Source organism: Streptomyces sp. NPDC100445, from assembly GCF_044759735.1.
Classification (GTDB): Bacteria; Actinomycetota; Actinomycetes; order Streptomycetales; family Streptomycetaceae; genus Streptomyces.
This window is the reverse complement of record NZ_JBIVZV010000006.1, coordinates 16,490-42,534: the sequence shown is the minus strand read 5'-3', so window position 1 is coordinate 42,534 and position 26,045 is coordinate 16,490. Positions and strand designations below refer to the sequence as shown.

Below are 26,045 nucleotides of genomic sequence, written 5' to 3'. Positions count from 1 at the left end.
CTGGCACGGGGCGTCAGGCGACTTAGCGGCGCCTCGCGGGTAGGCGCACCGGACGGGACCCGGACCCGCCGTCCGCGATCTTCCTCCCTGTCGGGGCGGTCGCCGTACGGTCGACGGTCCCGGGGGCGGTGCCTGCACCATGGCCCGGCACTGGCGCGTCAGGCGACTTCGCGTCGCCCCGCGGTACGCGCACCGGGTCGGGCCCGCCCGGCCGACCGCGCCTCGTTGGCCCTCGGGCAGACGCCGTGCGGCCCCGGGTGCGCCGGCGCCCCGCTCCGCGACTGCCGTACGGGGCGCGGGCGACGGGTCGGTAGCCGGGCGGAACGAGCGGTTACGCGGTGCCTCGTGGGTACGTGCACCGGGCTCGTCCCGCCGACCGCGTCTAGTTGCCCGTCCGGGGACGCCGTGGGCGCGCCGGTGCCCCGCATCGCCACCGCCGTACGGCGTGCGGCCGACGGGTCGACAGCGGGGCGGGGCGAGCGGTTGCGCGCACCGGGCTCGTCCCGCCGACCGCGTCTAGTTGCCCGTCCGGGGACGCCGTGGGCGCGCCGGTGCCCCGCACCGCCACCGCCGTACGGCGTGCGGCCGACGGGTCGACAACGGGGCGGGGCGAGCGGTTGCGCGCACCGGGCTCGTCCCGCCGACCGCGTCCAGTTGCCCGTCCGGGGACGCCGTGGGCGCGCCGGTGCCCCGCACCACACCGCCGTACGCGGTGCGGGTGCGGGACGGTGGCGGAGCGTCAGGCGGCTTCGCGGCGCATCGCCGGTACGCGCATCGGGCGGGAGCCCGGGCCGCCGACGTGCGAGAAGGGCTGCGTCCGCCAGTCCAGGCCCTGGGGGAGCGTCAGCAGCAGCGCGGTGTCCTGCTCCTGGGGTTCGCAGGACTCGTCCGCGGGGCGGGCGTCGGCCGCCGCGCGGCCCGTGCCGGCGCACACCGTCAGCCCGAACGGGTTCCAGGGCGAGGCGCACAGCGCGTGCTCCGGCAGGACCTCCTCGTCCGCCAGCAGCGCGATCGGCTGGGCGCAGTCCGGGCAGACCACCCGGTACATCTCGAAGGTGTCGTAGGCGTCCAGTTCCAGTTCCTCGTCGAAGAGGTCGTCGGGTTCGACGCCCTCCGGTTCGGGCTCGAGGACGGACTGCCGACGCGTGGACGCGGAACGATCAGGGTGGCTGACACTCTGCATGGGCTTCTCCCCCTAGGACTGGGCCGTGACGGCGCTGCGGTCCCGGCCACAGCAAGCACTTCCCGTCCGGTCCGGGCGGTAATCACGAGAACATCACGGAGCCTGCACGTGGCGTGTGGCGTTGGTCACATGCCGCGCGCAGGTGCCCGTTCCGGCGGCTTTTCCGCCCCACGGGGAATGACCTGCGCCTCCGAGGTATCCGGGGAGATCAGCCGCACTGTAGGTTTTGGCGACATGGAGGAGCTGGACCGACAGATCGTGCAGCTGCTCGTCGTCGACGGGCGGATGAGCTACACAGACCTGGGCAAGGCCACGGGCCTGTCCACGTCGGCCGTGCACCAGCGGGTGCGCCGGCTGGAACAGCGTGGCGTCATCCGGGGCTATGCCGCGGTGGTCGACCCGGAGGCCGTCGGGCTGCCGCTCACCGCGTTCATCTCGGTCAAGCCGTTCGACCCCAGCGCCCCCGACGACATCGCGGAGCGCCTCGCCGGCGTCCCCGAGATCGAGGCGTGCCACAGCGTGGCCGGTGACGAGAACTACATCCTCAAGGTGCGCGTCGCCACCCCGCACGAACTGGAGGAACTGCTGGCCCGGGTGCGCACCCTGGCCGGCGTCTCGACCCGCACCACCGTGGTGCTGTCGACTCCCTACGAGGCGCGCGCCCCGAAGATCTGACCGGGCCGCCCCGGTGCCCGGCGCACCCCGCGCACGCGAGAGACTGTGCGTCATGAGTGAGCAGTCCGCCGAGCCCCAGACCGTCCTCCTGCGCCGCGGCGAGGTGCACAGCCCCGCCGACCCCTTCGCCACCGCGATGGTCGTGGAGCGAGGCCAGGTCGCGTGGGTCGGCTCCGAGGGCGCCGCCGACGCCTTCGCCGACGGTGTGGACGAGGTGGTCGACCTCGACGGCGCCCTCGTCACCCCCGCCTTCACCGACGCCCATGTGCACACCACCGCCACGGGCCTGGCCCTGACCGGCCTCGACCTGTCGGGCGCCCCCTCCCTGGAGGCGGCCCTCGCCCGTGTCCGCGAGTTCGCCGCGGCCCGCCCCGGTGACCGGGTCCTGCTGGGCCACGGCTGGGACGCGGCACGCTGGCCCGGTGGCCGTCCGCCGACCCGTGCGGAGCTGGACGACGCCACCGGGGGACGGCCGCTGTACCTGTCCCGCATCGACGTGCACTCGGCGGTCGTCACCACCGCCCTGCTGGACCTGATCCCCGGGCCGGTCCCGCGCGGGGACGCCCCGCTGACCGGGGACGCGCACCACGCCGTCCGCGCGGCGGCCCTCGCCGCCGTCACCCCGGCCCAGCGCGCCGAGGCCCAGCGCACCGCCCTGGCCCACGCGGCCTCGCTCGGCATCGGCACCGTCCACGAGTGCGGCGGCCCGCAGATCTCCTCCGAGGACGACTTCACCGGCCTGCTGGAGCTCGCCGCCGGGACGCCGGGCCCCCGGGTGGTCGGCTACTGGGCGGAGCAGGACCCGGCGAAGGCCCGTGAGCTGGGCGCGGCCGGCGCAGCGGGCGACCTCTTCGCCGACGGCGCCCTCGGCTCGCACACCGCCTGCCTGCACGAGCCCTACGCCGACGCCGCCGCCCACACCGGCACCCTCCACCTGGACGCCGACGCCGTCGCCGCCCACGTCCTGGCCTGCACCGAGGCCGGACTCCAGGCGGGCTTCCACGCCATCGGCGACGCCGCGGTGTCCGCCGTGGTCGACGGCGTGCGCGCCGCCGCCGAGAAGGCGGGCCTGGCCCGCGTCCGCGCCGCCCGGCACCGCGTCGAGCACGCCGAGATGCTCACTCCCGAGACCGTCGCCGGCTTCGCCGAGCTGGGACTGATCGCCTCCGTCCAGCCCGCGTTCGACGCCCTGTGGGGCGGCGAGGACGGCATGTACGCCCGGCGGCTGGGCGCCGAACGGGCCCGCACCCTCAACCCGTACGCCGCGCTGCTGCGCGCCGGCGTGCCGCTCGCGTTCGGGTCCGACAGCCCGGTCACCCCGCTCGGCCCCTGGGGCACGGTCCGCGCCGCCGCCTTCCACCACACGCCCGAGCACCGGATCTCCGTCCGTGCCGCGTTCACGGCGCACACCCGGGGCGGCTGGCGGGCCGTCGGCCGCGACGACGCGGGGATCCTCGTGCCGGGCGCGCCCGCGGACTACGCCGTCTGGCGGACCGGCGAGCTGATCGTCCAGGCCCCCGACGACCGGGTCGCCCGCTGGTCCACCGACCCGCGCTCCGGCACCCCCGGTCTGCCCGACCTGGCCCCCGGCCGCGACCTGCCGGTCTGTCTGCGCACCGTCGTGGGCGGCCGGACGGTGTTCGTACGGCCGGGCGAGTGATCTCCGGGGGTGGCGCGGCGGTCCCCGGCCGCCGCGGGCCCGCCGCCCCACCTGCGCATCCTCCCCGCCGACGACGCCCCGTCAACGGTCGCCGCAGGTCAGACGGCTGTTGACAGTCGGCGGCGGGAGGCCGGTAGGTTCGGCCGGGTCCACCACCGGACGCCCGACCGAGGAGCGTTCAGAACACCTGTCGCAGCGCCGCTGGGTCAGGGACGGTGTGCCGCACCGGGCACCGTCGCTGGGAGCCAGGCTCAGCGCCCGCGCCGACGGGGGAACGCCCAGCCGGTCGGCCAGGTGTGACCCGGGTGGGGCCCGGGCGCTCAGTAGACAACGGCTTTCGGTCGATCCGCAGCCAGCGGGTCCCTGGTCGGCCCGAAGGGCGCCGGGCCCCCATCCGCCGTGCCACCGAGGTGGGGCGGACGTAAGGTGAGGGGGCCGGAAACCGGGCTCTTACCCCGTTCTTGTGCGATCGACACCAAATGACGCACGAGCCGTCACGTCCTCCCAGGCGGGGCCCACTATGGTGGTCCCCTGCGTACGACATGAAGGGGCAGCAGTGAACGACGGCGACGGGACCCTCGCGGCCAAGGCCCAGGAGCGGCGGTTCGGCCCGCTCGGTACCGCCTTGGTGATCATTCCGACCTACAACGAGGCGGAGAATATCAGGACCATCGTCGGCCGGGTGCGTGAGGCCGTCCCCGACGCGCACGTGCTGATCGCGGACGACAACAGCCCCGACGGCACCGGCAAGCTCGCCGACGAGCTGGCCGCCGGGGACGATCACGTCCAGGTGCTGCACCGCAAGGGCAAGGAGGGCCTCGGCGCCGCCTACCTCGCGGGTTTCCGCTGGGGTCTGGAGCGGGACTACGGCGTACTGGTCGAGATGGACGCCGACGGTTCCCACCAGCCGGAGGAACTGCCCCGGCTGCTCACCGCCCTCAAGGGCGCCGACCTGGTCCTCGGCTCCCGCTGGGTGCCCGGCGGCCGGGTGGTGAACTGGCCGAAGTCCCGCGAGTTCCTCTCCCGCGGCGGCTCCACCTACTCCCGGCTCCTGCTCGACGTGCCGCTCCGTGACGTGACCGGCGGCTTCCGGGCCTTCCGCCGCGAGACCTTGGAGGGACTGGGTCTCGCCGAGGTCTCCTCGCAGGGCTACTGCTTCCAGGTCGACCTGGCGCGCCGCGCGGTGAAGTCCGGCTACCACGTCGTCGAGGTCCCCATCACCTTCGTCGAGCGCGAACTGGGCGACTCCAAGATGAGCCGGGACATCGTGGTCGAGGCGCTGTGGCGGGTCACCGCCTGGGGCGTCGGCGAGCGCATCGGCAAGCTCACCGGCAAGGACGGCAAGGAGCGCCAGGCCTGAGCGCGCCCCTCCGGCCGGCCGGTCACTCCCTTATCCCGCGCTGAGCCACGCCCAGGCACACTGGAAGCATGACGACTGGCGCTCCGACCTCCCCGTACACCGCCCGGCCCCGGCGGCGCTCCCGGTTGCGCAGGTACCTGCCGCTGGGTCTCGCCGGGTGGCTGGTGCTGGAGATCTGGCTGCTGACCCTGGTCGCGGGGGCGGCGGGGGGCCTCGGCGTGTTCCTGCTGCTGGCCGCGGGCGTGGTGGCCGGCTCCGTGATCATCAAGCGGGCGGGCCGGCGCGCCTTCCGCAACCTCGACGAGGCGCTCCGGCGGGGCGGCTCCCCGGCGCGCGGCGGCGGCAACGGCCTGACGATGCTCGGTGGCCTGCTGCTGGTGATCCCCGGCATGATCTCGGACGCCCTGGGCCTGCTCCTGCTGCTCCCGCCGGTCCAGCGGGCGGTGAGCCGCCGCACCGGGAGCGCGCTGGAGCGCAGGCTCCGCGAGGCGGCCCCGGGCACTCTGGGCGGCGCCTTCCAGCAGGCCCGTGTGCACCGGCCCGACGGCAAGGTGGTGCAGGGCGAGGTCATCAGGGAGGACCGCTCCGAGCCGGGGGAGCGGCGGCCCCCGCTGACGCGCTGATCCGGCCGTGCCCGGGCGGCACCGGCCGTCCGGGCGGCACGAAACCGCGGGCGCCGTACGTCTTCACGTACGGCGCCCGCGGTTATCGGTGTTCGTCTCGCAGTTATGCGCTCTTGCGGCTGTCCCTGGGGTGAACGGCGATGTTCATCGCCCCGGAACGGAGAACCGCCAGACGCTCCTCGAGGACCTCTTCGAGCTCCTCGCGGGTGCGTCGCTCCATCAGCATGTCCCAATGGGTACGCGCGGGCTTGGCCTTCTTCTCTTCCGGGCCGTCGCCGTCCACCAGGAGTGCCGGGGCCCCGCAGACCTTGCACTCCCACTCCGGCGGGATCTCCGCCTCGACCGAGAAGGGCATCTCGAAGCGATGGCCCCTCTCACATGCGTACTCCACGGCCTGGCGCGGGGCCAGGTCGATGCCGCGGTCCGTCTCGTAGCTGGTCACCACGAGGCGCGTACCGCGAAGAGCTCGCTCACTCATGAATCGTGCCTCCCGGGCTTTGTCGCCCACAGGACAGGTGTCGCTGTCGTCGTCATCCGGTCAACGTCCGGTCGGCGGTAAAGATTCCCGTTCCGAGTCCCGTTCCGGGTCGTGCGTCGCCGTCGTAGCCGCCCCTTGTTCTACCCACAGGCGCCCGGTTTGTCACATCTGCTAGCAGATGTCACCCAGCGCTCGGCATCATTGACGCGCAGTAACGGTACGCCTGGCAGGCCAAACGCGTACACTACCGCCCTTTCGCGCCGAGCGCTAAATCGACGCCAGATCCTTTCCGGTACCGGGTGCCCCGCCCGGCCGATCGCACGCCCCGTACCGGTAACGCCCGTACCGCTGCGCGGCGAACCACCGGGTGAGTGGGGCCGCGCGATCAGACCCAGACGCCGCGGTCCTCCATGACCTCGCGCAGCATCTCGATGTGGTCGGTCATGATGCCGTCGACCCCCAGATCCAGCAGCCGGTGCACGCGCCGGGGCTCGTTCACCGTCCACACGTGCACGTGCAGGCCGCGGGCGTGGGCGGCGCGCACGAAGCGCTGGTCCACCACGGGAACGCCCGACTGCGCCTCGGGCACCTGCGCGGCCACGGCCGACCGGCGCACCGCACCCGGCAGTCCCCAGGACCGCAGCCGCAGGTTCAGCACCCCGCGCGTCCCGAAGGAGGTGGCCAGACGCGGCCCGCCCAGCCGCTGGGCCCGCAACACGCGAGCCTCCGAGAAGGAGCCCACGCACACCCGGTCCCAGGCGTCCGCGCGCTCGATCAGCCCCAGCAGGGGCCGCAGCGCCTGCTCCGCCTTGACGTCGACGTTCCAGCGCACCCCGGGAAAAGTTTCCAGCAGCTCCTCGAACAGCGGCACCGGCTCCCGGCCGTCCACGCGCGCGTGCCGTATCTCCGCCCACGGCAGGTCGGCGATCCGGCCCGCCGCGTCGGTGACCCGGTCCAGGGTCGCGTCGTGGAAGGCGACCAGCCGGCCGTCCGCCGAGGCGTGCACATCCGTCTCGATGTACCGGTACCCGAGCTCGACCGCGCGCCGGAACTGCGCCACGGTGTTCTCCAGGCCCCCGGCGGCCCCGCCCCGGTGGGCGAAGGCGATCGGGCCGGGATGGTCCAGGTACGGGTGGCGCGGTGCCGGTGTCGTGAGGGTCACGGACGCAGTATGGCCCCCTCCGGTGACGCCGTGGCGACGACCGCCGTGCCGGCGGGTGCCGGCCGCACGGCGAACACCCGCAGGAACAGCTGGACCAGCGGACCGATGGCCAGCGCGTACAGCACGGTGCCCGGGCCGACGGTGCCGCCGAGGACGAACCCGGTGACCACCACCGCCACCTCGACCGCCGTCCGCATCAGCCGGACCGACCGGCCGGTGCGCCGGTGCAGACCCGTCATCAACCCGTCGCGCGGACCCGGACCGAAGCTCGCCGCGATGTACAGGCCGGTCGCCACGCCGTTCAGCGCGATCCCCGCCACCATCAGCGGAACGCGTACGGCGAGGGAGCGCAGGTCCGGGACGAGCGCGAGCGTGCCGTCCATGGCCAGCCCCACCACGAAGACGTTGGAGACCGTGCCGAGCCCGGGCCGCTGGCGCAGCGGGATCCACAGCAGCAGCACCACCGCGCCCACGACGATCGACACGGCCCCGATGCTCAGCCCGGTCAGCTCGGCGAGCCCCTGGTGCAGCACGTTCCAGGGCTCCAGCCCCAGCCCCGCCGCCACGAGCAGCGCGGAACTCGCGCCGTACAGCACGAGTCCGGCGTACAGCTGGATCAACCGTCGTCCTATGTGGCGACCGGGACTGGACACGACATACCCCCCTGGGTAGTGGAACTGGACTGGCACATGCCACTCTGTGGCTCGGGATGGAACTCCATCCATGGCCAATCCGGGGAAGGTGGACTGATCTTCATGGCGCAGTGGACCTCGGCGGTGGGGGCCGCGCAGCTCGCCCGGCTCCTCAACTCCCAGCAGGACCGCCCGGCCGGACCCGGCACCCGCCGGCCCCCCGCCTATCGTGCCCTCGCCGACGGCATCCGGCTGCTGGTGCTCGAGGGCCGGGTCCCGGTGGCCGCCCGCCTCCCCGCGGAACGCGAGCTCGCGCTGTCCCTCTCCGTCAGTCGCACGACGGTCGCGGCGGCCTACGAGGCGCTGCGCGGCGAGGGCTTCCTGGAGTCCCGGCGCGGAGCCGGGAGCTGGACCGCCGTACCCGCCGGCAACCCGGTCCCCGCCCGGGGGCTGGAGCCGCTGCCCCCGGAGGCCCTCGGTTCGATGATCGACCTGGGCTGCGCCTCGCTCCCGGCGCCGGAGCCGTGGCTCACCCGGGCCGTGCGGGGTGCCCTGGAGGAACTGCCGCCCTACGCCCACACGCACGGCGACTACCCGGCCGGACTGCCCGCCCTGCGCTCGATGATCGCCGAGCGGTACACCGCCGGCGGTATCCCCACCATGCCCGAGCAGATCATGGTGACGACCGGCGCGATGGGCGCCATCGACGCCATCTGCCATCTCTTCGCGGGCCGCGGCGAGCGCATCGCGGTGGAGTCCCCGTCCTACGCCAACATCCTCCAGCTGATGCGGGAGACGGGCGCCCGGCTGGTCCCCATCGCGATGGCCGGGGGGCTGTCCGGCTGGGACATGGACCGCTGGCGCCAGGTCCTGCGTGAGGCCGCGCCTCGCCTCGCCTACGTCGTCGCCGACTTCCACAACCCCACCGGCGCGCTCGCCGACGAGGACCAGCGGCGCCGGCTCGTGGACGCGGCCCGCTCGGCCGGCACGGTCCTCGTCGCCGACGAGACGATGACCGAACTGTGGCTGGAGGAGGAGTTCCGGGACGGCGGCATGCCCCGGCCGGTGTGCGCCTTCGACCCGGCCGGCTCCACGGTGATCACGGTCGGCTCGGCCAGCAAGGCGTTCTGGGCGGGCATGCGCATCGGCTGGGTGCGGGCGGCGCCGGACGTGGTCCGCAGCCTCGTCGCCGCCCGCGCGTACGCCGATCTCGGTACCCCGGTGCTGGAGCAGCTGGCCGTGAACTGGCTGTTCAGCACCGGCGGCTGGGCGCAGGCGGTCGACCTGCGCCGCGCCCAGGCCCGGGGGAACCGGGACGCGCTGGTGGCCGCGCTCCGCCGGGAGCTGCCGAGCTGGGAGTTCGAGGTGCCGCGCGGCGGCCTGACCCTCTGGGTCCGGGCCGGCGGCCTCTCCGGCTCCCGCCTCGCCGAGGCGGGCGAACGCACCGGCGTGCGCGTCCCGTCCGGTCCCCGCTTCGGCGTCGACGGCGCGTTCGAGGGCTACGTCCGGCTGCCGTTCACCGTCGGGGGAGCGGTGGCGGACGAGGCGGCGGCCCGGCTCGCCGCCGCGGCGCGGCTGGTCGAATCGGGCGCGACGGGAGCGGGGGAGTCGCCGCGGACCCTCGTGGCCTAGGGCACGCGCACCCGGGGGCGCGGTCCGGCTCAGGCGGTCTCGGCGCCCACGGCCTCCGCGGTCAGCGGGGCCCGCTCGATCACCGGTTCCGGCGGCTCCGTCGTATCCGTCGTCTCCGGCGGCACCGGCGCCTCCGCGTCCGCGGGGGTGGTGCGGGCCGGCAGCAGGGCCAGTACCGCCTGCCGGTCGGCGTCGCTCGTGGCGTCGTCGTACGGATCGGGGGTGCGCGGGACCTGGAGGCGGTGCACCGGACCGGACCCCAGCCGGGCGTAGCCCCGCCCGGGCGGCATGTGCACGAGGGTCGTCGTGTGCGGGGGCGCGCCGAGCACCGCCTCCACCTGCTGCGGCGCCGCGGCCCCGAGCACGACCCGGGCCCGCGTGTGCTGCCGCACCGCCTCGCTCAGCGCCTCGCCGCTCTCGAACTGCTCGGCGACGACCACGGTGACGTTCGCCGCGCGGCCGTGCCGCAACGGAACCTGGAGCAGTGCCTGCGGATCCTTGCGGCCCTCCGCCCCCGCGAGGTGCGCGAAGACGCCGGGCCGGTCCAGCAGGATCCACAGCGGGCGCCGGGTGTCCGCGGGCGGCGGCTCGCCCGCCTGCCGGGCCAGGTTGATCGCGACGAGCCGCCGCTCGGTCTCCTGCGCGGCCCACTCCAGGCTGGCCAGGGCCCCGGCGAGGGCGCACTCCACGGCGAGCACGCCGTCCCGGCCGGTCAGGCAGGCGTACTCGCCGGTGCCGCCGCCGTCGACGATCAGCACGTCGCCGTACTCCAGGGCCTGGAGGGCGACGGAGCGCAGCAGGGTGGAGGTGCCGCTGCCGGGATGGCCCATCGCCAGCAGGTGCGGCTCGGTGGAGCGGATGCCGGTGCGCCAGACGATGGGCGGGACGTCGATGTGTTCCTCGCCGTACGAGAGCGGGAGCGTGCGCTGGACCTCGCTCGGGTCGGTGAAGCCGAGGACGGTCTCTCCCGGTGCGGTGACGAAGCGCTGGGCGGGGACGTCGGCGGGCAGCGGGGCGAGCACCGTGACGGTGAGCCGGTTGCCCTCCTCGTCCCACGCGAAGCGGTACTCGCGGCCCCGGCCGGCCTTCACGGTGAGCAGGTGCTCGATCCGGGCGCGGGCCGCGGGCTCGCCGTCCGGGAAGTAGGCGGGGTAGCGGATCACGAGGTGACCGACGCGGCCGGTGTCGTCGAACTCGTGGTCCGTGAAGGCGTTCTCCCACTCCCCGCCGTGTGCGTACAGCGGCGCCGGGTCGTCGGGGCCGGAGAAGTACGGCACCAGGGCCTCGTACAGCGCTTGGAGCCGCTCGGACTGGGACTCGTCGGGCCCGTCGGACGCCGACGGGTTGCGGTCGCGGCCCTGCCAGGCCGCCGCTCCCATCACGGTGATGACGGTGAGCAGCGGCCCGTACGGCAGCAGGGCCACCACCAGGAACAGCGAGGCCACCAGGAACATCAGGGGCCCGCGCTTGTCCTTGGGGGTCTCCGCCCACCTGCGCCGCCCGGCCGAGGCCAGCCGGCGCAGTCCGCGCGAGACGGTGATCAGCGGGTGGAGGACGTCGGTGGCGCTGTCGGCCGCCGTCCGGGCCAGCTCCCGGCTCCGGGCGATCTGCGTCCGGGCGATCTGCGCGCTGTCTTTGCTCAGAATGCGGGGGAGAGGGCGCCGGGCCACTGCTGTCTCCTGATCGTGCGTGCGGGCGTGACGGGCGGGGTCAGAACTTGATGCCGCCGAGGAGGCTCGCCAGACTCTCGCCGCCGGCCTTGATGCTGGGGGCGATGGCCGTGCTCGACAGGTAGAACCCGAACAGGGCCGTGACCGCGGCGTGCGAGCCCTTCAGCCCGTCCTTGCGGAAGAAGAGGAAGACGATCGTGCCGAGCAGGAACACGCCTGACAGGGAGAGGATCATTTGGGGCCTCCTGGTGTCGAAGGTGGGGGACAGTCACCATGAGTTCTTCCAGGATCACAGGATGTATCCATACGATTAAAGGTGCAACTGGGTGAAATACGGCTGTTTTCCCCCGGCTGGCGGAGTGGTGGCGACCCCGCTGACCAGGACGGTTGCCTCCGGCGGGCGCTGTTGGCGATCTTTACCTCGGGCACATCGGGTCATGTGCCCCACGAGCCAGTACGCTGGCGATTCACCCGTACGGCAGCGCTCCGCTCGCCGCCGTACGCCCGCTCGCTCCCGGAGCGGGCCCCGAGCGGCCCCGAAGCGCGTCCGAGCGGTCCCCGAGCAGTACCCCCTACGCAAGGAGAGGCGGTCCGGCCGATGAGTGAAGCCCCCGACCCCGAGGTCGTGGAGCTGGCGACCAAGATCTTCGATCTGGCCCGGCAGGGGCAGACCGAGGCGCTCGTGGCGTACGTCGACGCGGGCGTCCCGGCCGACCTCACCAACGACCGCGGCGACTCCCTGGTGATGCTCGCCGCCTACCACGGCCACGCCGACGCCGTCCGCGCGCTGCTCGCCCGCGGCGCGACGGCCGACCAGATCAACGACCGGGGCCAGACCCCCCTCGCCGGCGCCGTCTTCAAGGGCGGGACCGACGTCATCAAGGCGCTGGTGGAAGGCGGTGCCGACCCCACCGCGGGAACGCCGTCGGCCGTCGACACGGCAAGGATGTTCGGCAGGACCGAGCTGCTGGAGCTGTTCGGCGTCCGCTGACGGCGCCGACCGACCGGATACGACACACAAAACGGGGGAGGCGGTAGCAGGCCGCCGGAAATACGGTCGCGGCAGGACACACCGCGGGTCATCATGACGACGTGATTCACGGACGCGATGGCCGGGCGGGTGATGCCGCGCCGCGCGGGCCGTGACGCGGTCCGTATGGGCCACCGACGAGAGGCAGAGAGAGATGGTTCACAGCAAGCAAGAGACGGCGGGCACTCCGACGTTGTGTCACGCGGCCAGGTAATGCGTGTCTCCCGGTTGCGTCGACGCTTGATGTGAGGCTGTTTCCCATGTTCGATCCGGTCATAGCGCCCAGCGGTACGCTGCTCGGGCTGCTCCAGCGCGGTCGTGGCGACGGCACGCTGCATGCGCTCACCGCCCCGCGGGCCGAGGCGCTCGCGGCGCTCAACCACTGTGTCCTGCGCGACCCCCGCCACGACTGGCAGGTGGAGAACCGCTCCCTGTACTACGCCCGCCTCCACCTCGACCTGAACGCCGAGCTGGACGCCGTCGAGGCGCACCTCTTCGGCGTGGACGACGTCCTGGACACCGACGAGTCCCGTACCGGCCTCGCTCTGGCCGTCCTCGGACACCTCGCCTCCTACGGCAGGCGGGACGCCCTCGAACTGCTGCGCCGGTACGCCGCCCAGGGCGCCAACTGGGCCTGGGCCCTGGACGAGCTGGCCCTGCGGGACGACGACGCCGGCCTGCGCGCCCTCGCCGCCCCCGTCCTGGCCCGCTTCGGCACCGACCCCGAGGGCGAGGCCGAGCTGGCCACCGCCGTGCGCGACGCCTTCGAACCCCGGCCCTGGCGGCTGTGGGCGGAGGACGCGCGTCCGTCGATCGCCACCCGGGTGCGTGCCGCCCGGGAGACCGGCTGCTTCGATCGCTGGCAACGCCAGCTGCGCCCCACCGGGCCCCGCCCGGGATGGAGCGTCCGCGCCGTCTTCGAATGGGCCCAGCAGGGCATGGAGCGCGGCGTCGCCCTGTACGTGCCCGCCGCCCGCTGCCTGGTCGCCGTGGCCGGCCCCGAGGACCGGCCCGAGATCCTGCGGGCCGCGCGCGACGGCATCGACGGCGCCCGCTGCACCGCGCTGCGCTACCTCGCCGACGGCAACGACCCCGGCGCCCTCGACCTCATCGAGGCCGCGGTCGCCGACGGCACGTCCCCCGTCGCTCAGGCCGCGGTGGACGCCTTCGAGCGGATGCGCAGTGTCGCCGCCGTCGACCGCGCCCGCGGCTGGACCGGGCGTCCCGACGCGCTCGGCGCCGCCGCCGGCCGCGTACTCGCCTGCCGCGGCGCCGCCCGGGACAGCGACCTCGTCCTCGGCGCCCTCCGCGACGCCGTCCGGGGCGAGGGCCCGGACGCACCCACCCTGTGGACCCTCGTCGACGGCGCCGGACGCCTCGGCATCGCCTGCGCGGCACCCGTGCTGCGCCACGTCTACCGCGAGACCGCCTCCTCCCACCTGCGGGGCCGGGCCGCCCGCGCGCTCGCCGCCACCGACCCCTCCTTCGCCACCGGGTTCGCCGTCGAGTGCCTGTGGGACTGCGAGGAGACCACCCGCGAACTCGCCGCCCGGCACGCCGAGACCGGCGACACCCGGGTCGTCGAACGACTGCGCCGCCTGGCCGCCGACCCGGCCGAGGAGGCGGAGGTGCAGACCGCCGTCCGCAGCCGCTTCGGGCCCGACGCGACGCTCGGCTGACCCCGCGCCCGCCCGGCCCCGGCCCGCTCGGGGGCCCCGCCGCGACGCGGGGTGCGCCGGGGCTCAGCGGCGGCGTACCGGCAGGAACCGGACCGGGATGCCCGGCAGGGCCTGCGCCGCGGCCGGAAGATCGGCGGCGCGGACCACGGCGATCACCGGGTAGCCCCCCGTGGTCGGATGGTCCGCGAGGAACACCACCGGGCGCCCGTCCGGCGGCACCTGCACCGCGCCCAGCACCAGACCCTCGCTGGGCAGTTCCCCGGTCCGGGCCCGCTCCAGCGCGGGCCCCTCGGTGCGCAGACCGATGCGGTTGCTCGCCGCGGAGACGCGGTACGCGCGCGTGGTCAGGTCCCGCACCGCCCGTGCCGTGAACCAGTCGTCGCGCGGACCGGGCGTCACGCGCAGCACGAGCTCGGCCGGTGGACGCGGCTGGGGAACGGCGTCCACGCGCGCGGGCGGACCGGCCGGGGCGCCCAGCGGCAGTGTCGTGCCGTCGACCAGCGGTGCCGGCCCCAGACCGGACAGCAGGTCGGTGGCCCGGCTGCCCAGCACCGGTTCGACGGCGACGCCCCCGCCGACGGCGACGTAGGCGCGCACCCCGGCCGTGGCCCTGCCCACCTCCAGCAGCGCCCCGGCCGGTACGGCGACCGGGGCGCCCCAGGCCGCCGGCCGGCCGTCCACCCACACCGGGCAGGGCGCTCCGCCGACCGCGACGGTCACCGCGGCGCGGGTACGTACCGCACAGCCGTCGAGGGTGGTCTCCAGTACGGCGGCGTCGGGCGGATTGCCGACGAGCCGGTTCACGAGGGCCGCCGTCGGCGGGTCGAGCGCGCCGGAACGCGGCACACCGAGGTGCGCGTACCCCGGGCGACCGCCGTCCTGCACGGTGGTCAGTGCCCCGGCGCGCACCACCACCAGCACCCGGTCACGCGGGCGCGCCCCGGCCGGGGTGCGCGGGTCGGCCGGGTCGTCCGCCCCGGTCACGGCCCCTCCACCGGTACGAACCGCACCCGTGCCCCCGGTGCCAGCAGCGCCGCCGGTACCCGGGCCGGGTCCCACAGCACCGCGTCCGTCGTGCCGATCAGCTGCCAGCCGCCCGGCGAGGAACGCGGGTACACGCCCGTGTACGGCCCGGCCAGCCCCACGGCACCGGCCGGGACCGCCGTGCGCGGGGTCGCGCGGCGCGGCACGTGGTAGCGGGCCGGGAGGCCGGTGAGGTAGCCGAAGCCGGGCGTGAACCCGCAGAAGGCCACCGTGAACTCGGTGTCCGCGTGGACGCGGGCCACGTCCCGCTCGGCCACCCCCCAGTGCGCGGCCACGTCCGCGAGGTCGGGGCCGTCGTAGCGCACGGGCAGTTCGACCAGCTCACGCGCGCGTGGCGGCGCCGCCGGCACCGGGCGCGCCGTCAGCTCGGCCGCCCAGCGGGCCCGGTCGGTCAGCCCGTCCAGCAGCACCGTACGGGCCGCCGGGACGATCTCCCGGACGCTGAGCACGCCCTCCTCGCGGCGGCGCACCAACTGCGCGTGCAGGGCCTGCGCCTCCTCCCCGGAGGCCACCTCGACCAGCAGGGCGTCGTCACCGACGGGCAGCGTCCTCACGCGAACGCCTCCAGCCGCACCCCGGCCGCCACCAGCCGCTCCCGCACCCGGCGGGCCAGCTCCACCGCGCCGGGGGTGTCACCGTGCAGGCACAGCGACCGGGCGCGCACCTCGATGCGCGCGCCGGAGTGCGCCGTGACCGTGCCGGAGCACGCGAGACCCACCGAGCGCTCCACGACGGCCTCCGGGTCGGTCACCACGGCACCGTCGAGGCCGCGCGGCACGAGCGTGCCCTCGTCGGTGTAGGCGCGGTCCGCGAACGCCTCCGTGACGACCGGCAGCCCTGCCCGCGCGGCCAGCTCCAACAGCCGGGAACCGGGCAGTCCCAGCACCGGGAGCGCCGCGCCGGCGAGGAGCACGCCCTCGACGACCGCGCCGGCCTGCTCCGGGTCGCGCACGACGCGGTTGTACAGCGCGCCGTGCGGTTTGACGTAGGCGACGCGTGCCCCGGCCGCCCGCGCGAACACGTCCAGGGCCCCGATCTGGTAGGCGACCTCGGCCGCCAGCTCGGCGGGCGGCACGTCCATCGCGCGCCGCCCGAACCCGGCGAGGTCCCGGTAGGAGACCTGCGCGCCGATCGTCACCCCGCGCGCGGCCGCGAGGTCGCACACCCGGCGCATGGTGGCCGGGTCCCCGGCGTGGAACCCGCAGGCCACGTTGGCACTGGTGACGACGGACAGCAGCCGCTCGTCGTCGGTCAGCCGCCAGCGGCCGAACCCCTCGCCCAGGTCGGCGTTCAGATCGATCGCGGTCATGGTGTTCTCGTCGAGCGCGCTCACGGTGTTCCCCTGTCCTCCGGTTCTCGCGGGGCTGTCGGCCGGGCGGCCCCGGCCGGTCCGTCCCGCTGCTCGCGGGCAACGCTCGCCCTCCTCACGCCAGCTCCTTCCCGCGCGTCTCCGGCAGCCCGAGCAGTGCCAGCGCGGCCAGGCCGTAACCGATCGCGCCGAAGACCAGCGCACCGCCCACACCCCAACTCTCGGCGAGGAAGCCGACCAGGGTCGGGAACACCGCGCCCACCGCGCGGCCGGTGTTGTACGTGAAGCCCTGCCCGGTGCCGCGCACCGCCGTCGGGTACAGCTCGCTCAGGTAGGAGCCGAAGCCGCTGAAGATGGCCGACATGCAGAAGCCGAGCGGGAACCCGAGCACCAGCAGGAGGGTGCCGGAGCCCTGCGGGATGTTCGCGTACACCAGGATGCACAGCGCCGACAGCAGCGCGAACAGCCAGATGTTGGCGCGCCGGCCGAGCCAGTCGGTGAGGTGGCCGCCCGTCAGGTAGCCGAGGAACGCGCCCGAGATGAGGAAGGCCAGGTAGCCCCCGGTACCGACGACCGACAGGCCGCGCTCGGACTTGAGGTACGTCGGCACCCAGGTCGCCAGCGTGTAGTAGCCGCCCTGCACGCCCGTGGACAGCAGGCTCGCGAAGACCGTGGTGCGCAGCAGGCCCGGGGCACCGTCCCGGCCCGGCCGGAAGACGGCGGCGAACGAGCCCCGCCCGGCGTCCCGCTCGCGCGCGGCCGTCGCCGTGGGGGCGTCGTGCACCCGGCGGCGCAGCCACACCACGAACAGCGCGGGCAGCGCACCGGTCCAGAACATGATCCGCCAGGCCAGGTCGTCACCGGCGACGGAGAAGACGAGGGTGTACGCGACCGCCGCGAGCGCCCAGCCGGCCGCCCAGGCGCTCTGGACCGCGCCGAGCGTACGTCCCCGGTGGCGCGCGCCCGCGTACTCGGCGACCAGGATCGCCCCGACCGCCCACTCGCCGCCGAAACCGAGGCCCTGGAGCGCGCGGAAGACCAACAGCGACTCGTAATCGGGCGCGAAGCCGCAGGCGACGGTGAAGACCGCGTACGTGAGCACGGTGATCATCAGGGCCCGGACCCGGCCCACCCGGTCCGCCACCACACCCGCCGCGGCGCCGCCGACCGCCGAGACGACGAGGGTGACGGTGGTGAACAGGCCGGTCTGCCCGCTGCTTAGACCGAAGTGGACCGAGAGCGCCACCATGCTGAGCGGCAGGGTGAAGTAGTCGTACGAATCCAGGGCGTAGCCGCCGAACGCCCCGGTGAACGCGCGCCGGCCGTCCGGGCCGAGGGCGCGCAGCCAGCCGAACGCGCCGTCCTCGCCGGCGCCGTCGGCTCCCGGGCGTACCCCGGGGGGCACGGACCGGGGCGGTGGGGTCGTGCTCATGGGCACCTCGCAGAGGGGGGACGGAGGGTGCGGGAGGTGAGCGCCGCACGGCGGCCGTGCCACGGCCGTGGGCCGTGCGGTGTGAGCACCGTAGAGGATCGTTCAACGATCCTTCAATACCCACGTTGTACCGTTCCCGCGTCTGCGGTTGAATCCCGGCATGGCGGAGCAGACGGCGGGACTGGCCGACGACCGAGCCCTCCTGGGGCGCACGAGTACGGCGGAGCGGGTCGCGGACATCCTCAGGAGCCGGATAGCGGACGGGTACTTCCCGCCCGGCACCCGCCTGTCCGAGGACAGCATCGGCGGCGCGCTGGGGGTCTCCCGCAACACCCTGCGCGAGGCGTTCCGGCTGCTCACGCACGAGCGTCTGCTGGTGCACGAGCTGAACCGCGGCGTGTTCGTGCGGGTGCTGACCGTGGAGGACGTCACGGACATCTACCGGACGCGCTCCCTCGTCGAGTGCGCCGTCGTCCGCGGTCTGGGCGACCCCCCGTACCCGCTCCACGGGCTGGCCGAGGCGGTCGCCGAGGGCGAGCGGGCGGCCGCCGTGGGCGACTGGAAGGCGGTGGGTACGGCCAACATCCACTTCCACCGGGAACTGGTCGCCCTCGCCGGCAGCGAGCGCACCGACGAGCTGATGCGCAGCGTCTTCGCCGAACTGCGGCTGGCCTTCCACGTGGTGGACGACCCGCACCGGCTGCACGAGCCGTACCTCGCCCGCAACCGCCGCATCCTGCGCACCCTGGAGGCCGGGGACCGCGGCGAGGCCGGGCGGCTGCTGGAGACCTACCTGGCCGACTCCCTGGAACGCGTCGTGGAGGTCTACGTGCGACGGGTGGGGGAGGACGTCACCGACACCTCCTGACCCGGCCCGGCCCTTCCCCGGACGGACTCTGCTCCGGCACCGGCGCCGGCGCTGTCCCGGCTGTGGTCCGGTGCCGGGCGCGCCCTGTGGTGCCTTGGGCCGGTGCTTGGCGGATGCCTTGTGGTGCCCGGGCCTCTGGCCCCCGTGGTGCCCCGTCGCGCCTGGGGTCCGGCGTCGGGGGGACGCCGTGTGGTGTCTTCGGCCGGTGCCCGGCGTGGGCCCCGTCGCGTTAGCGGCCCGGCGCTCGGCGGGCGTCCCGTCGGCCTTCGGCCGGGCCCCGCGGACGCGCTGTCGTGCGTCCGTGACGGCCGTGGCATCTGCGTCCGTTTGGGTCGATGTCGGACCGAGGACCTAGTCTGTGCACCGTGACTTCGCCTGCACCGACGGACCGTGTTCCGCCCCAGCTCAGCGCGGGACCGCGCCCGGCTCCGGGCCCGGCCGCCGACGAGGGGCTGGCGCGCCGGCTGCGCGCGCTCGCCTGCACCGCGCCGCTGCACGACCTCGACGCCCGCAAGGCCAACCTGGCCGGCGAGTACTCGGTGTACGGGATGGCCGAGGTGGCGCTGGCCGCCATCGACCTCGTCACGCTCAACATGGACTTCGACACCGGCGCCGACCACGAGCAGATCGTCGCCCGGCTCGTCCCGCGCATCGCCGCCCAAGCCCCGCGGCGCGACGCCGGGGAGCACGAACGGGTGGCCCGCTGGGTCCTGGAGAACCTGATCAACGTCGGCAGCGTGGACCGCGGCTTCCGCGCGGTGTACGGCACCTTCGCGCCGGACGGCACCTACGTCCGCCGCGACTACGACTTCAAGCTGATCGAGGAGGTCCCCGGCCCCGGCGGCACGGTCTACCTGCGGACGACGGACGAGGCGGTCAACGTCCTCGTCGGCGCCCTGGACACCGACGTCACCAGCGCCCAGATCGCCGCCGAGGTCAAGCTGGAGGTGCTGATCAACCGCGGCCGGCTCGCCGACGCCCAGCTCGCCGCCGAGCAGGCCCGCTACCGCACGGTGCAGTACTCCGAGACGCTCCGCCGGGCCCTGGACGCCACCCGGCGCAACGTCCGCGCGGTCGACTGGCTCAACGCAGTCCCCGACATGATCGCCGAGGCCCTCGACCACGTGGCCGAGCGCTACCGCCACGAGAACGCCATCCTCACCAACATCCGCAAGGCCCGCGACGAGACCGAGGACACCGAGCACAAGCGGCGCGCCGCCGAACTGGTCGACATCGTCAAGGACTGCATCCGGCGCCACACCCAGCTCCAGGCGCGCCTGCTGGAGGCCGGCCCGCTCTTCCGCGCCGAACAGGACCGGCAGGCCTTCGCCACCCCGGCGGCGACCTCCGGCACGGACCTCTACGGCCACCTCCTCGCCCCCGTCCTGCCACTGCCCCTGGAACAGGCGATCCGGGTCACGGACGCCTTCTTCGCGCACGGCACGGGGCTCAGGACGCCGGTGTCCGTCCGGGTCGCCGACCTCGTGGACATCCTGCTGACACCCCCCGTGGAGCGCGAGCACCTCGGCGCCGAGATGCCCGAACCCGACCTGATCGTCACCCCGGACGACAGCCGGTTCAGCGAGGAGCAGCTCGCCGCGGCGACCGAACTGCTCGACCTGCCGGCGGACGCCCCCAGGAGACTGTCGGGACTGCTGGCCGAGGCCCGCCGCACCGGCGACCCGGACCTCGCCTACCTCGTGGCACTGCTGGCGGTCCACGCGGCCAGCCCGGCCGTCGGCACCGCCTACCGGCAGGGCGAGCAGAAACTGCTGTTCGCCGTGGACGACGGCACCGAACTGGACGACCCCGAGTTCGGCGGGGCCGACCTCATCGTCGGCACCGCCCTGCTCGACGCGGCCGGCATGGCCGCGGACCGGACGGAAGCAGCATGACCGAGCACCACCGCGACAAGGAGCCCACCCCGTGACCGAGCACGCCGACCGGAGCGAGCCGGAGTCCGCCGCCGCGCCGGCCAACGCCGCCGTCACACCCGCCGACGCCGCCGACGCGGCGCGGCTCGTCGCCTTCGGCCTCCAGCCCAGGCTCCAGCCCGCCCGCGACCAGGAGTACACCGAACTGCTGCGCCGCCACCGCGACGACCCGGCGTTCGCACGGCTCGCCGACGCCGTCGCCGCAGGCCTGGGCCTCGTCGTCCTGGAGGTGTCCCCGCGCGCGGGGATGGCCGTGACGGCCGCCGAGGACTCGGTCTTCGCCGTCCGCATGGGTGACTACGCGCGTCGCACCGCCGCCGACTCCGGCGACCGCTTCCTGCACGGACTCGCCCACCTCGCCGCCGCCGCGCTCGCCTTCCCGCGCCCGGAGGACCTCGCCGACGACGGCTACATCGGCCGGGTCACGGTCAACGGCGTCGACGCCTTCGTCCGGCAGGCCTGCCGCCGCCTGGAGGAACGCGCGGAGGAGCACGGCGAGAACACCGACCCGGTGACCGACGCGCCCGGGCTGGAGGCCGCCTGGCGGATCTGGGCCAGACGCAGCGCCACCGGCGCCACGAAGGACGCCCGCCGACCGGCCGCCTCCACCACCGGCATCGTGGCGAAGGCCCTGGCCTTCCTCACCGACTCCGGATTCCTCCAGCGCACCGGGGACGACAGCGGCGGCACCTACCGCACCACCGCCCGCTACCAGCTCCAGGTCCGTGACCTGGCCGGCAGCGCGGCCCTGGCCGAACTGCTCGAACTGGGCGTCGTCCCGGTCACCGACGGCACGGCCAGCCTGCTGCCCGCCGAGGACACCGACGACCTGGACCTGGTGGCCGACGCCGGTCTGCCGTTCCACGCGCCCTCGCACCCCTGACCACGCCAGACCACCGCACGCACCGCACCACCGCACCGATCCGCCAGAAGACTGACGAGAGTCCGCCATGTACGAGCTGTCCCGGGTCCGCCTCTACTCCATCGGTCCCGCCGGTGCGCGCTACGCCGACACCGTGCTTGACCTGCGGGGTGTCGGCGAGCCCGTGCCCGACCCGGCGCCCACCCAGGCGGAGTTCTTCCAGGAGGAGCCGTCCGGCCCGCCACGCCGTCCCGCGCCCGCGGGCGTGCTGTTCCTGGAGAACGGCGGCGGCAAGTCCGTGCTGCTCAAGCTGATCTTCTCGGTGATGCTGCCGGGACACCGCAACACGCTCGGCGGCGCCAGCTCCGGCGTGCTGCGCAAGTTCCTCCTCGCCGACGACTGCGGTCACGTGGCCCTGGAATGGCAGCACGTGCTCACCGGTGAGTGCGTGGTCGTCGGCAAGGTCAGCGAGTGGCGCGGCCGGCAGGTCTCCAACGACCCGCGCAAGTTCGCCGAGGCCTGGTACTCCTTCCGGCCCGGCCCGGGACTGAGCCTGGACAACCTGCCCGTCGCCGAGGCCACCGCCGTACGACCGCCCGTCGAGGGCACCTCCGGCGCACAGGGCCGCCGCCGCACCATGAAGGGCTTCCGTGACGCGCTCATGGAGGCCGGCAAGGCCTACCCGCACCTGGAGGTGCACTGGGAGGAGATCCACGACCGCTGGAACGAACACCTCGGCGACCTCGGCCTCGACCCCGAACTCTTCCGCTACCAGCGTGAGATGAACGCCGACGAGGGCGAGGCGGCCGGTCTCTTCGCGGTCAAGAAGGACTCCGACTTCACCGACCTGCTGCTACGCGCGGTCACCGACACCCGCGACACCGACGGCCTGGCCGACCTCGTCAGCGGCTTCGGCAGCAAACTCGGCCGGCGCGCCGAACTCATCGCCGAACGGGACTTCACCGCCGGCTCCGCCGACCTGCTCGGCCGCATCGTGGAGGCCGCCGGGACACGCTCCCGCGCGCGGGAGGTCCACGCCGGCGCCGAGCGCCGCACCCGCACCCTGGCCCGGCGGCTGTCCGCGCGGGCCGTGCGCGAGCGGGTCCGCGCCGCCGACCTCGCCCAGCGCGTCACGGCCGCCGCGTACGCCGTCACGCACTCCGAGGGCGCGCGGGAGCGCAGCGCCCTGATCGCCGCCGAACTCGCCTACCGGCACGCCTCCCTGGCCCTCGCCGCGGCCGAGAAGTCCGCGGCGGCGCAGAAGCGCGAGCTGGCCGACGCCCGCACCCTGCACGCGGCCTGGCAGGCCGCGGAGGCCGTGCTGCGCCACCGTGCCGCCGCCGACCGCGTCGCGCGGGTCTCCGCCGCCATCCAGGAGGCCGAGCGGGACGCGGCGCCCGCCCTCGCCGCCCGCGCCAGGGCCGCCGTGGACCTCGTACGCGCCCTGCGCGGGGCCGCCGCGAGCGCGGAGGCCCTCGCCAACGAGGAGGAGGAGCGGTCCGCCGCCCTCCAGGAGGCCGGCGACGCCGCCCACCGGGACTCCACCGCCGCCGCCACCGAGGCGCAGCGCGCCCGCAGCGAGACCGGGCACCTGCGCCAGCGGCTGGCCGAGGTCGAGCAGGAGACCGCCGAGGCGGTCCGCGCCGGCTGGCTCGACGACAGTGCCCCGGACGCCGACCCGGCGCGGGCCGCGCTCGCCGCCAGCGACGCCGAGAAGACCGCGGTGGCCGCCTGGGACACCGCCCGCGAGGCCGCCCGCAAGGCCACCGAGCACGCGCGCGAGGCGGCGGCCGCCGAGTCCCGCGCGGAGCTGGCCGCGGCCCGCGCGGCCGACGCCGCGACCGGCGCCGGACGGGCGTACGAGGCGGAACGCCGCCTGGCCGAATCGCTGGCCGCCGAGGAACGCCTCGCGGAGCTGCTGAGCCTGCCGGGCGCGCCGGGGACGGCACGCGTCGGCGTACCGGGTCCCAGGTCCGGCTCCGACGACGACGCCGCTCCGGCCCCCGGGAACACCACCCGCGCCCCCGGTGAAGGCCCGCTCACCGCCATCGAACTCGACCGCTTCGCCGACGAGTTGCGCGCGCTCCTCGACGACGCCGTGGCGACCGCCGAACGCCACCTGTTCGACCTCCGCACGGCCGCGGCCGACGACGCCCGCATCCTGGGCGCCCTCGGCGACGGCGGACTGCTGCCGCCCGGCCCGGACGTGCTCGCCACCGTGGAGTTCCTCGGTGAGCACGGCATTCCCGCGCTCCCCGGCTGGCGCTACCTGGCGCAGGCCGTCGACCCCGGTGACCACGCGCGCGTGCTCGCCGCCCGGCCCGAACTGGTCGACGGCGTCATCATCACCGACCCCGACACCCACGCGCGTGCCCGCGAGGCGCTGAACGCCGCCGCCCTGCTGCCCCGCTCCGCGGTGGCCGTCGGCACCGCCGCCGCCCTGCTCGCCCCGACCCCCGCGGCAGCCCCGGACGACGTCTTCCTCGTACCGCCGAACCCGGCCATGCACGACGAGTACGCCGCCGACGAGGAACGGCAGACCCTGCGCGCGCGGGCCACCGAGCGCGACGAGGAGATCCGGGCCCTGGCCGCCCGGCTCGGCAAGGACCGCGAACTGGCCGCCCGGCTCACCTCCTGGCGCACCGGCTGCCCCGCCGGACGCCTCACCGAACTGGCCCGGGCCGCCGAGGAGGCCGGCACGGCCGCCGAGGAGAGCGAGGCGTCACTGGCCGAGGCGCGGACCGTGCGAGCGGAGGCCGACGAGGCCGCCGCCGAGGCCGTCCGGGTCCGCGACGAACGGCAGGACGCCGCCCAGCGGGCCCGCCGCGCCGCCGACGCCCTCGCGGGCCTGGCCCACCGGCTCCGCGAGCGCGCCGGCTGGCAGGCGCGGCTGCGTGAACTCGCCGACGAGGCCACCGAGTCCGAGGCCCGCGCCCAGACCTGCCTGGAGCGGGCCCGGGCCGCCGACGAGGACCGCCGCGCCGCCCAGCGCGCCGCCGACGACGCCCGCCGCACCGCGCGCGCCCTGCGTGCCGAGCGTGCGGAGATCGCCGGCGCCCCCGACGACGTACCCGCCGAGGACGCGCAGACGTCCGAGGCCTCCCTGCCCGCCCTGCGCGAGGCCTACCGGGCCGCCTCCCAGCTCTACGAGAAGGTCGGTGTCGGCGCAGACCTGCGCGCCGAACAGGCCCGCGCGGAGAGCGACGAGAGCGCCGCCCGCGCCGAACTGGACCGGCTCAGCAACAAGGTCCGCGTCCGCGCCGAACAGCTGCTGCGCTCGCCCGACGGTGCCGACGGCCCCTCCCGGCAGTCCGCCGCCACGCGCGCCGAGGAGCTGGTGCAGCTCCTGGAGGCCCGCGTGTCGACCGCGAGCGAGCAGCTCGGCCGACTGCGCGGCGAGGCCGAGCGGCACGCGCCCGAGGACGGCGCGACGCACACCGCGCTGGCCGAGGAACTCGTCCCGCGCGACGCCGAGCACGCCCAGGCCCTGCTGCGTACGGCCACGGCCGAACTGTCCGCCCGCGCCGAGGCCCTCGCCGGGGCCCGCGAGGCGCACGCGGAACTGCTGGAGGCCCACCGCGCCGCCGAGGACGCGGCCGGCGGCTTCGAGGAGATCGCCGCCATGCTCCGCGACCTGCTGCGCGAACACACCCACGACGAGGAGCGGGAGGAGCCCGAGCCGTACCCCGGCACGCTGGAGGAGGCGCGGCACTCCGCCGCCGAGGCCCGCCGCTCGCTGCGCGGCTGCGCCGCCGACCTCTCCGCCGCCGAGACGGCGGTGCGCGAGGCGAGCGACGTCCTTGTCCGGCACGCCAACTCCACGCGGTACGAGCAGGTCCGCACCCCCGCCCGGCAGCAGATCCGCGAACTGCCCGCCGCCGCGCTGCCCGAGCACGCCCAGAAGTGGGCGGACGCCTTCGCACCGCGGCTGCGCGTCCTGACGGACGAGCTGGCCCAGCTGGAACGCAACCGCGACTCGATCCTGGACCGGCTGCGCGGCCTGGTGGAGTCGGCCCTCGCGACCCTGAGGTCGGCCCAGCGGCTCTCCCGGCTCCCCGAGGGGCTCGGCGAGTGGTCCGGGCAGGAGTTCCTGCGCATCCGCTTCGAGGAGCCCGACCAGGCCGTCCTCACCGAACGGCTCGGCGAGGTCATCGACGAGGCCACGCGCGCGGCCGTGAAGAAGAACTCCGACCTGCGGCGCGACGGCATGTCCCTGCTGCTGCGCGGAGTGGCCGCCGCGCTCCAGCCCAGGGGAGTGGCCGTGGAGATCCTCAAGCCGGACGCCGTGCTGCGCGCCGAACGCGTCCCCGTCGGCCAGATGGGCGACGTCTTCTCCGGCGGCCAGCTGCTCACGGCCGCCATCGCCCTGTACTGCACGATGGCCGCGCTGCGCTCGAACGACCGGGGCCGGGACAAGCACCGGCACGCCGGCACGCTGTTCCTGGACAACCCGATCGGCCGTGCCAACGCGACGTACCTGCTGGAACTCCAGCGTGCCGTCTCCGACGCGCTGGGCGTGCAGCTGCTCTACACCACCGGCCTGTTCGACACGACCGCCCTCGCCGAGTTCCCGCTGGTCATCCGGCTGCGCAACGACGCGGACCTGCGGGCGGGCCTGAAGTACATCAGCGTGGAGGAGCACCTGCGGCCGGGACTGCCGCAGCCGCCCGAGGCGGGCGAGACCGTGCACAGCGAGATCACCGCGACCCGGATGTTCCGCAAGCCGGCGCCGACCTCGAACTGATCGCGGCGGCTCCGGGGCCGGCGACGGAACGGCGGGACCACCCGCCGAACCACCCGCCACCCCGGAGC

Annotated in this window: 21 protein-coding genes; 11 read left to right on the top strand and 10 right to left on the bottom strand. The window is 75.1% G+C overall.

Going from position 1 to position 26,045, the window contains the following annotated elements; all coding sequences use genetic code 11:
• Positions 1-739: 739 nt before the first annotated feature.
• Positions 740-1,183, bottom strand: a complete 444-nt coding sequence (locus ACIQVT_RS16440) for a hypothetical protein (RefSeq protein WP_403753106.1) — start codon at positions 1,181-1,183, stop codon at positions 740-742.
• 234 nt (positions 1,184-1,417) lie between these two features.
• On the opposite strand from ACIQVT_RS16440, the gene ACIQVT_RS16435 reads away from it, so the two are divergent.
• The 4 genes from ACIQVT_RS16435 to fxsA all read left to right on the top strand — a co-directional run bounded on the left by ACIQVT_RS16435 (position 1,418) and on the right by fxsA (position 5,501).
• Positions 1,418-1,858 carry an Lrp/AsnC family transcriptional regulator gene (locus ACIQVT_RS16435; protein ID WP_403753102.1) on the top strand — a complete coding sequence of 147 codons (441 nt, stop codon included), beginning with the start codon at positions 1,418-1,420 and terminating at the stop codon, positions 1,856-1,858.
• Positions 1,859-1,910: 52 nt separating this feature from the next.
• On the top strand, positions 1,911-3,518 hold the full coding sequence (locus ACIQVT_RS16430) for an amidohydrolase (RefSeq protein ID WP_403753099.1): 1,608 nt from the start codon (positions 1,911-1,913) through the stop codon (positions 3,516-3,518).
• A gap of 556 nt (positions 3,519-4,074) precedes the next feature.
• Positions 4,075-4,878 carry a polyprenol monophosphomannose synthase gene (locus ACIQVT_RS16425; protein ID WP_403753096.1) on the top strand — a complete coding sequence of 268 codons (804 nt, stop codon included), beginning with the start codon at positions 4,075-4,077 and terminating at the stop codon, positions 4,876-4,878.
• A 68-nt stretch (positions 4,879-4,946) separates the two neighbouring features.
• Positions 4,947-5,501, top strand: a complete 555-nt coding sequence (gene fxsA / locus ACIQVT_RS16420) for an FxsA family membrane protein (protein WP_403753093.1) — start codon at positions 4,947-4,949, stop codon at positions 5,499-5,501.
• Positions 5,502-5,604: 103 nt separating this feature from the next.
• Here fxsA and ACIQVT_RS16415 read toward each other — a convergent pair whose 3' ends face one another.
• The 3 genes from ACIQVT_RS16415 to ACIQVT_RS16405 form a co-directional block, all read right to left on the bottom strand.
• A complete protein-coding gene (locus tag ACIQVT_RS16415) occupies positions 5,605-5,979 on the bottom strand; it encodes an RNA polymerase-binding protein RbpA (RefSeq protein WP_361987590.1) in 375 nt (124 codons plus the stop codon).
• A gap of 385 nt (positions 5,980-6,364) precedes the next feature.
• Complete coding sequence (locus ACIQVT_RS16410; protein ID WP_403753090.1) at positions 6,365-7,141, bottom strand: glycerophosphodiester phosphodiesterase; 777 nt, start codon at positions 7,139-7,141, stop codon at positions 6,365-6,367.
• A complete protein-coding gene (locus ACIQVT_RS16405; RefSeq protein ID WP_403753087.1) occupies positions 7,138-7,761 on the bottom strand; it encodes a YitT family protein in 624 nt (207 codons plus the stop codon). Before ACIQVT_RS16405 ends, ACIQVT_RS16410 begins: the two co-directional genes overlap by 4 nt.
• A gap of 135 nt (positions 7,762-7,896) precedes the next feature.
• Here ACIQVT_RS16405 and ACIQVT_RS16400 point away from each other — a divergent pair, with 135 nt between their 5' ends.
• Positions 7,897-9,405 carry a PLP-dependent aminotransferase family protein gene (locus ACIQVT_RS16400; RefSeq protein WP_403753085.1) on the top strand — a complete coding sequence of 503 codons (1,509 nt, stop codon included), beginning with the start codon at positions 7,897-7,899 and terminating at the stop codon, positions 9,403-9,405.
• 29 nt (positions 9,406-9,434) lie between these two features.
• Here the strand turns inward: ACIQVT_RS16400 and ACIQVT_RS16395 are convergent, their stop codons facing one another.
• On the bottom strand, positions 9,435-11,075 hold the full coding sequence (locus ACIQVT_RS16395) for a hypothetical protein (RefSeq protein ID WP_403753082.1): 1,641 nt from the start codon (positions 11,073-11,075) through the stop codon (positions 9,435-9,437).
• Between the two features lie 40 nt (positions 11,076-11,115).
• Positions 11,116-11,310 (bottom strand): hypothetical protein, encoded by a 195-nt coding sequence (locus ACIQVT_RS16390; RefSeq protein ID WP_121789823.1) that lies wholly within the window; start codon positions 11,308-11,310, stop codon positions 11,116-11,118.
• Positions 11,311-11,673: 363 nt separating this feature from the next.
• Between ACIQVT_RS16390 and ACIQVT_RS16385 the strand changes: the two genes are divergently transcribed.
• Both ACIQVT_RS16385 and ACIQVT_RS16380 read left to right on the top strand, forming a co-directional pair.
• Complete coding sequence (locus tag ACIQVT_RS16385) at positions 11,674-12,066, top strand: ankyrin repeat domain-containing protein (protein ID WP_403753078.1); 393 nt, start codon at positions 11,674-11,676, stop codon at positions 12,064-12,066.
• Between the two features lie 299 nt (positions 12,067-12,365).
• A complete protein-coding gene (locus tag ACIQVT_RS16380; RefSeq protein WP_403753075.1) occupies positions 12,366-13,784 on the top strand; it encodes a HEAT repeat domain-containing protein in 1,419 nt (472 codons plus the stop codon).
• A gap of 63 nt (positions 13,785-13,847) precedes the next feature.
• On the opposite strand, the gene ACIQVT_RS16375 is transcribed toward ACIQVT_RS16380, so the two are convergent.
• The 4 genes from ACIQVT_RS16375 to ACIQVT_RS16360 form a co-directional block, all read right to left on the bottom strand.
• On the bottom strand, positions 13,848-14,768 hold the full coding sequence (locus ACIQVT_RS16375; protein ID WP_403753072.1) for a biotin-dependent carboxyltransferase family protein: 921 nt from the start codon (positions 14,766-14,768) through the stop codon (positions 13,848-13,850).
• The gene (gene pxpB / locus ACIQVT_RS16370) at positions 14,765-15,382 is read right to left on the bottom strand and encodes a 5-oxoprolinase subunit PxpB (protein ID WP_403753069.1); all 618 of its coding nucleotides are present in this window, start codon (positions 15,380-15,382) and stop codon (positions 14,765-14,767) included. The genes ACIQVT_RS16375 and pxpB overlap by 4 nt, the downstream gene beginning before the upstream one ends.
• Complete coding sequence (locus tag ACIQVT_RS16365) at positions 15,379-16,137, bottom strand: LamB/YcsF family protein (protein WP_403754073.1); 759 nt, start codon at positions 16,135-16,137, stop codon at positions 15,379-15,381. Before ACIQVT_RS16365 ends, pxpB begins: the two co-directional genes overlap by 4 nt.
• A gap of 115 nt (positions 16,138-16,252) precedes the next feature.
• Positions 16,253-17,569: an MFS transporter gene (locus tag ACIQVT_RS16360; RefSeq protein ID WP_403753066.1), complete on the bottom strand. Its 1,317-nt coding sequence runs from the start codon at positions 17,567-17,569 to the stop codon at positions 16,253-16,255.
• Positions 17,570-17,729: 160 nt separating this feature from the next.
• Here ACIQVT_RS16360 and ACIQVT_RS16355 point away from each other — a divergent pair, with 160 nt between their 5' ends.
• From ACIQVT_RS16355 to ACIQVT_RS16340, 4 genes are all read left to right on the top strand, one after another.
• Positions 17,730-18,437: a GntR family transcriptional regulator gene (locus tag ACIQVT_RS16355; RefSeq protein ID WP_403753063.1), complete on the top strand. Its 708-nt coding sequence runs from the start codon at positions 17,730-17,732 to the stop codon at positions 18,435-18,437.
• A gap of 365 nt (positions 18,438-18,802) precedes the next feature.
• Complete coding sequence (locus ACIQVT_RS16350) at positions 18,803-20,332, top strand: hypothetical protein (RefSeq protein WP_403753060.1); 1,530 nt, start codon at positions 18,803-18,805, stop codon at positions 20,330-20,332.
• A 31-nt stretch (positions 20,333-20,363) separates the two neighbouring features.
• On the top strand, positions 20,364-21,254 hold the full coding sequence (locus tag ACIQVT_RS16345) for a hypothetical protein (RefSeq protein WP_403753057.1): 891 nt from the start codon (positions 20,364-20,366) through the stop codon (positions 21,252-21,254).
• Positions 21,255-21,321: 67 nt separating this feature from the next.
• Positions 21,322-25,977 (top strand): hypothetical protein, encoded by a 4,656-nt coding sequence (locus ACIQVT_RS16340; RefSeq protein ID WP_403753054.1) that lies wholly within the window; start codon positions 21,322-21,324, stop codon positions 25,975-25,977.
• Positions 25,978-26,045 lie beyond the last annotated feature (68 nt).

What these genes read in the sequence shown, in the direction of transcription:
- ACIQVT_RS16360 (WP_403753066.1), bottom strand. Translation starts at nt 17,569, where the DNA reads ATGAGCACGACCCCACCGCCCCGGTCCGTGCCCCCCGGGGTACGCCCG.
- ACIQVT_RS16440 (WP_403753106.1), bottom strand. Translation starts at nt 1,183, where the DNA reads ATGCAGAGTGTCAGCCACCCTGATCGTTCCGCGTCCACGCGTCGGCAG.
- ACIQVT_RS16400 (WP_403753085.1), top strand. Translation starts at nt 7,897, where the DNA reads ATGGCGCAGTGGACCTCGGCGGTGGGGGCCGCGCAGCTCGCCCGGCTC.
- ACIQVT_RS16355 (WP_403753063.1), top strand. Translation starts at nt 17,730, where the DNA reads ATGGCGGAGCAGACGGCGGGACTGGCCGACGACCGAGCCCTCCTGGGG.
- ACIQVT_RS16390 (WP_121789823.1), bottom strand. Translation starts at nt 11,310, where the DNA reads ATGATCCTCTCCCTGTCAGGCGTGTTCCTGCTCGGCACGATCGTCTTC.
- fxsA (WP_403753093.1), top strand. Translation starts at nt 4,947, where the DNA reads ATGACGACTGGCGCTCCGACCTCCCCGTACACCGCCCGGCCCCGGCGG.
- ACIQVT_RS16430 (WP_403753099.1), top strand. Translation starts at nt 1,911, where the DNA reads ATGAGTGAGCAGTCCGCCGAGCCCCAGACCGTCCTCCTGCGCCGCGGC.
- ACIQVT_RS16380 (WP_403753075.1), top strand. Translation starts at nt 12,366, where the DNA reads ATGTTCGATCCGGTCATAGCGCCCAGCGGTACGCTGCTCGGGCTGCTC.
- ACIQVT_RS16365 (WP_403754073.1), bottom strand. Translation starts at nt 16,137, where the DNA reads ATGACCGCGATCGATCTGAACGCCGACCTGGGCGAGGGGTTCGGCCGC.
- ACIQVT_RS16340 (WP_403753054.1), top strand. Translation starts at nt 21,322, where the DNA reads ATGTACGAGCTGTCCCGGGTCCGCCTCTACTCCATCGGTCCCGCCGGT.
- ACIQVT_RS16385 (WP_403753078.1), top strand. Translation starts at nt 11,674, where the DNA reads ATGAGTGAAGCCCCCGACCCCGAGGTCGTGGAGCTGGCGACCAAGATC.
- ACIQVT_RS16415 (WP_361987590.1), bottom strand. Translation starts at nt 5,979, where the DNA reads ATGAGTGAGCGAGCTCTTCGCGGTACGCGCCTCGTGGTGACCAGCTAC.
- ACIQVT_RS16435 (WP_403753102.1), top strand. Translation starts at nt 1,418, where the DNA reads ATGGAGGAGCTGGACCGACAGATCGTGCAGCTGCTCGTCGTCGACGGG.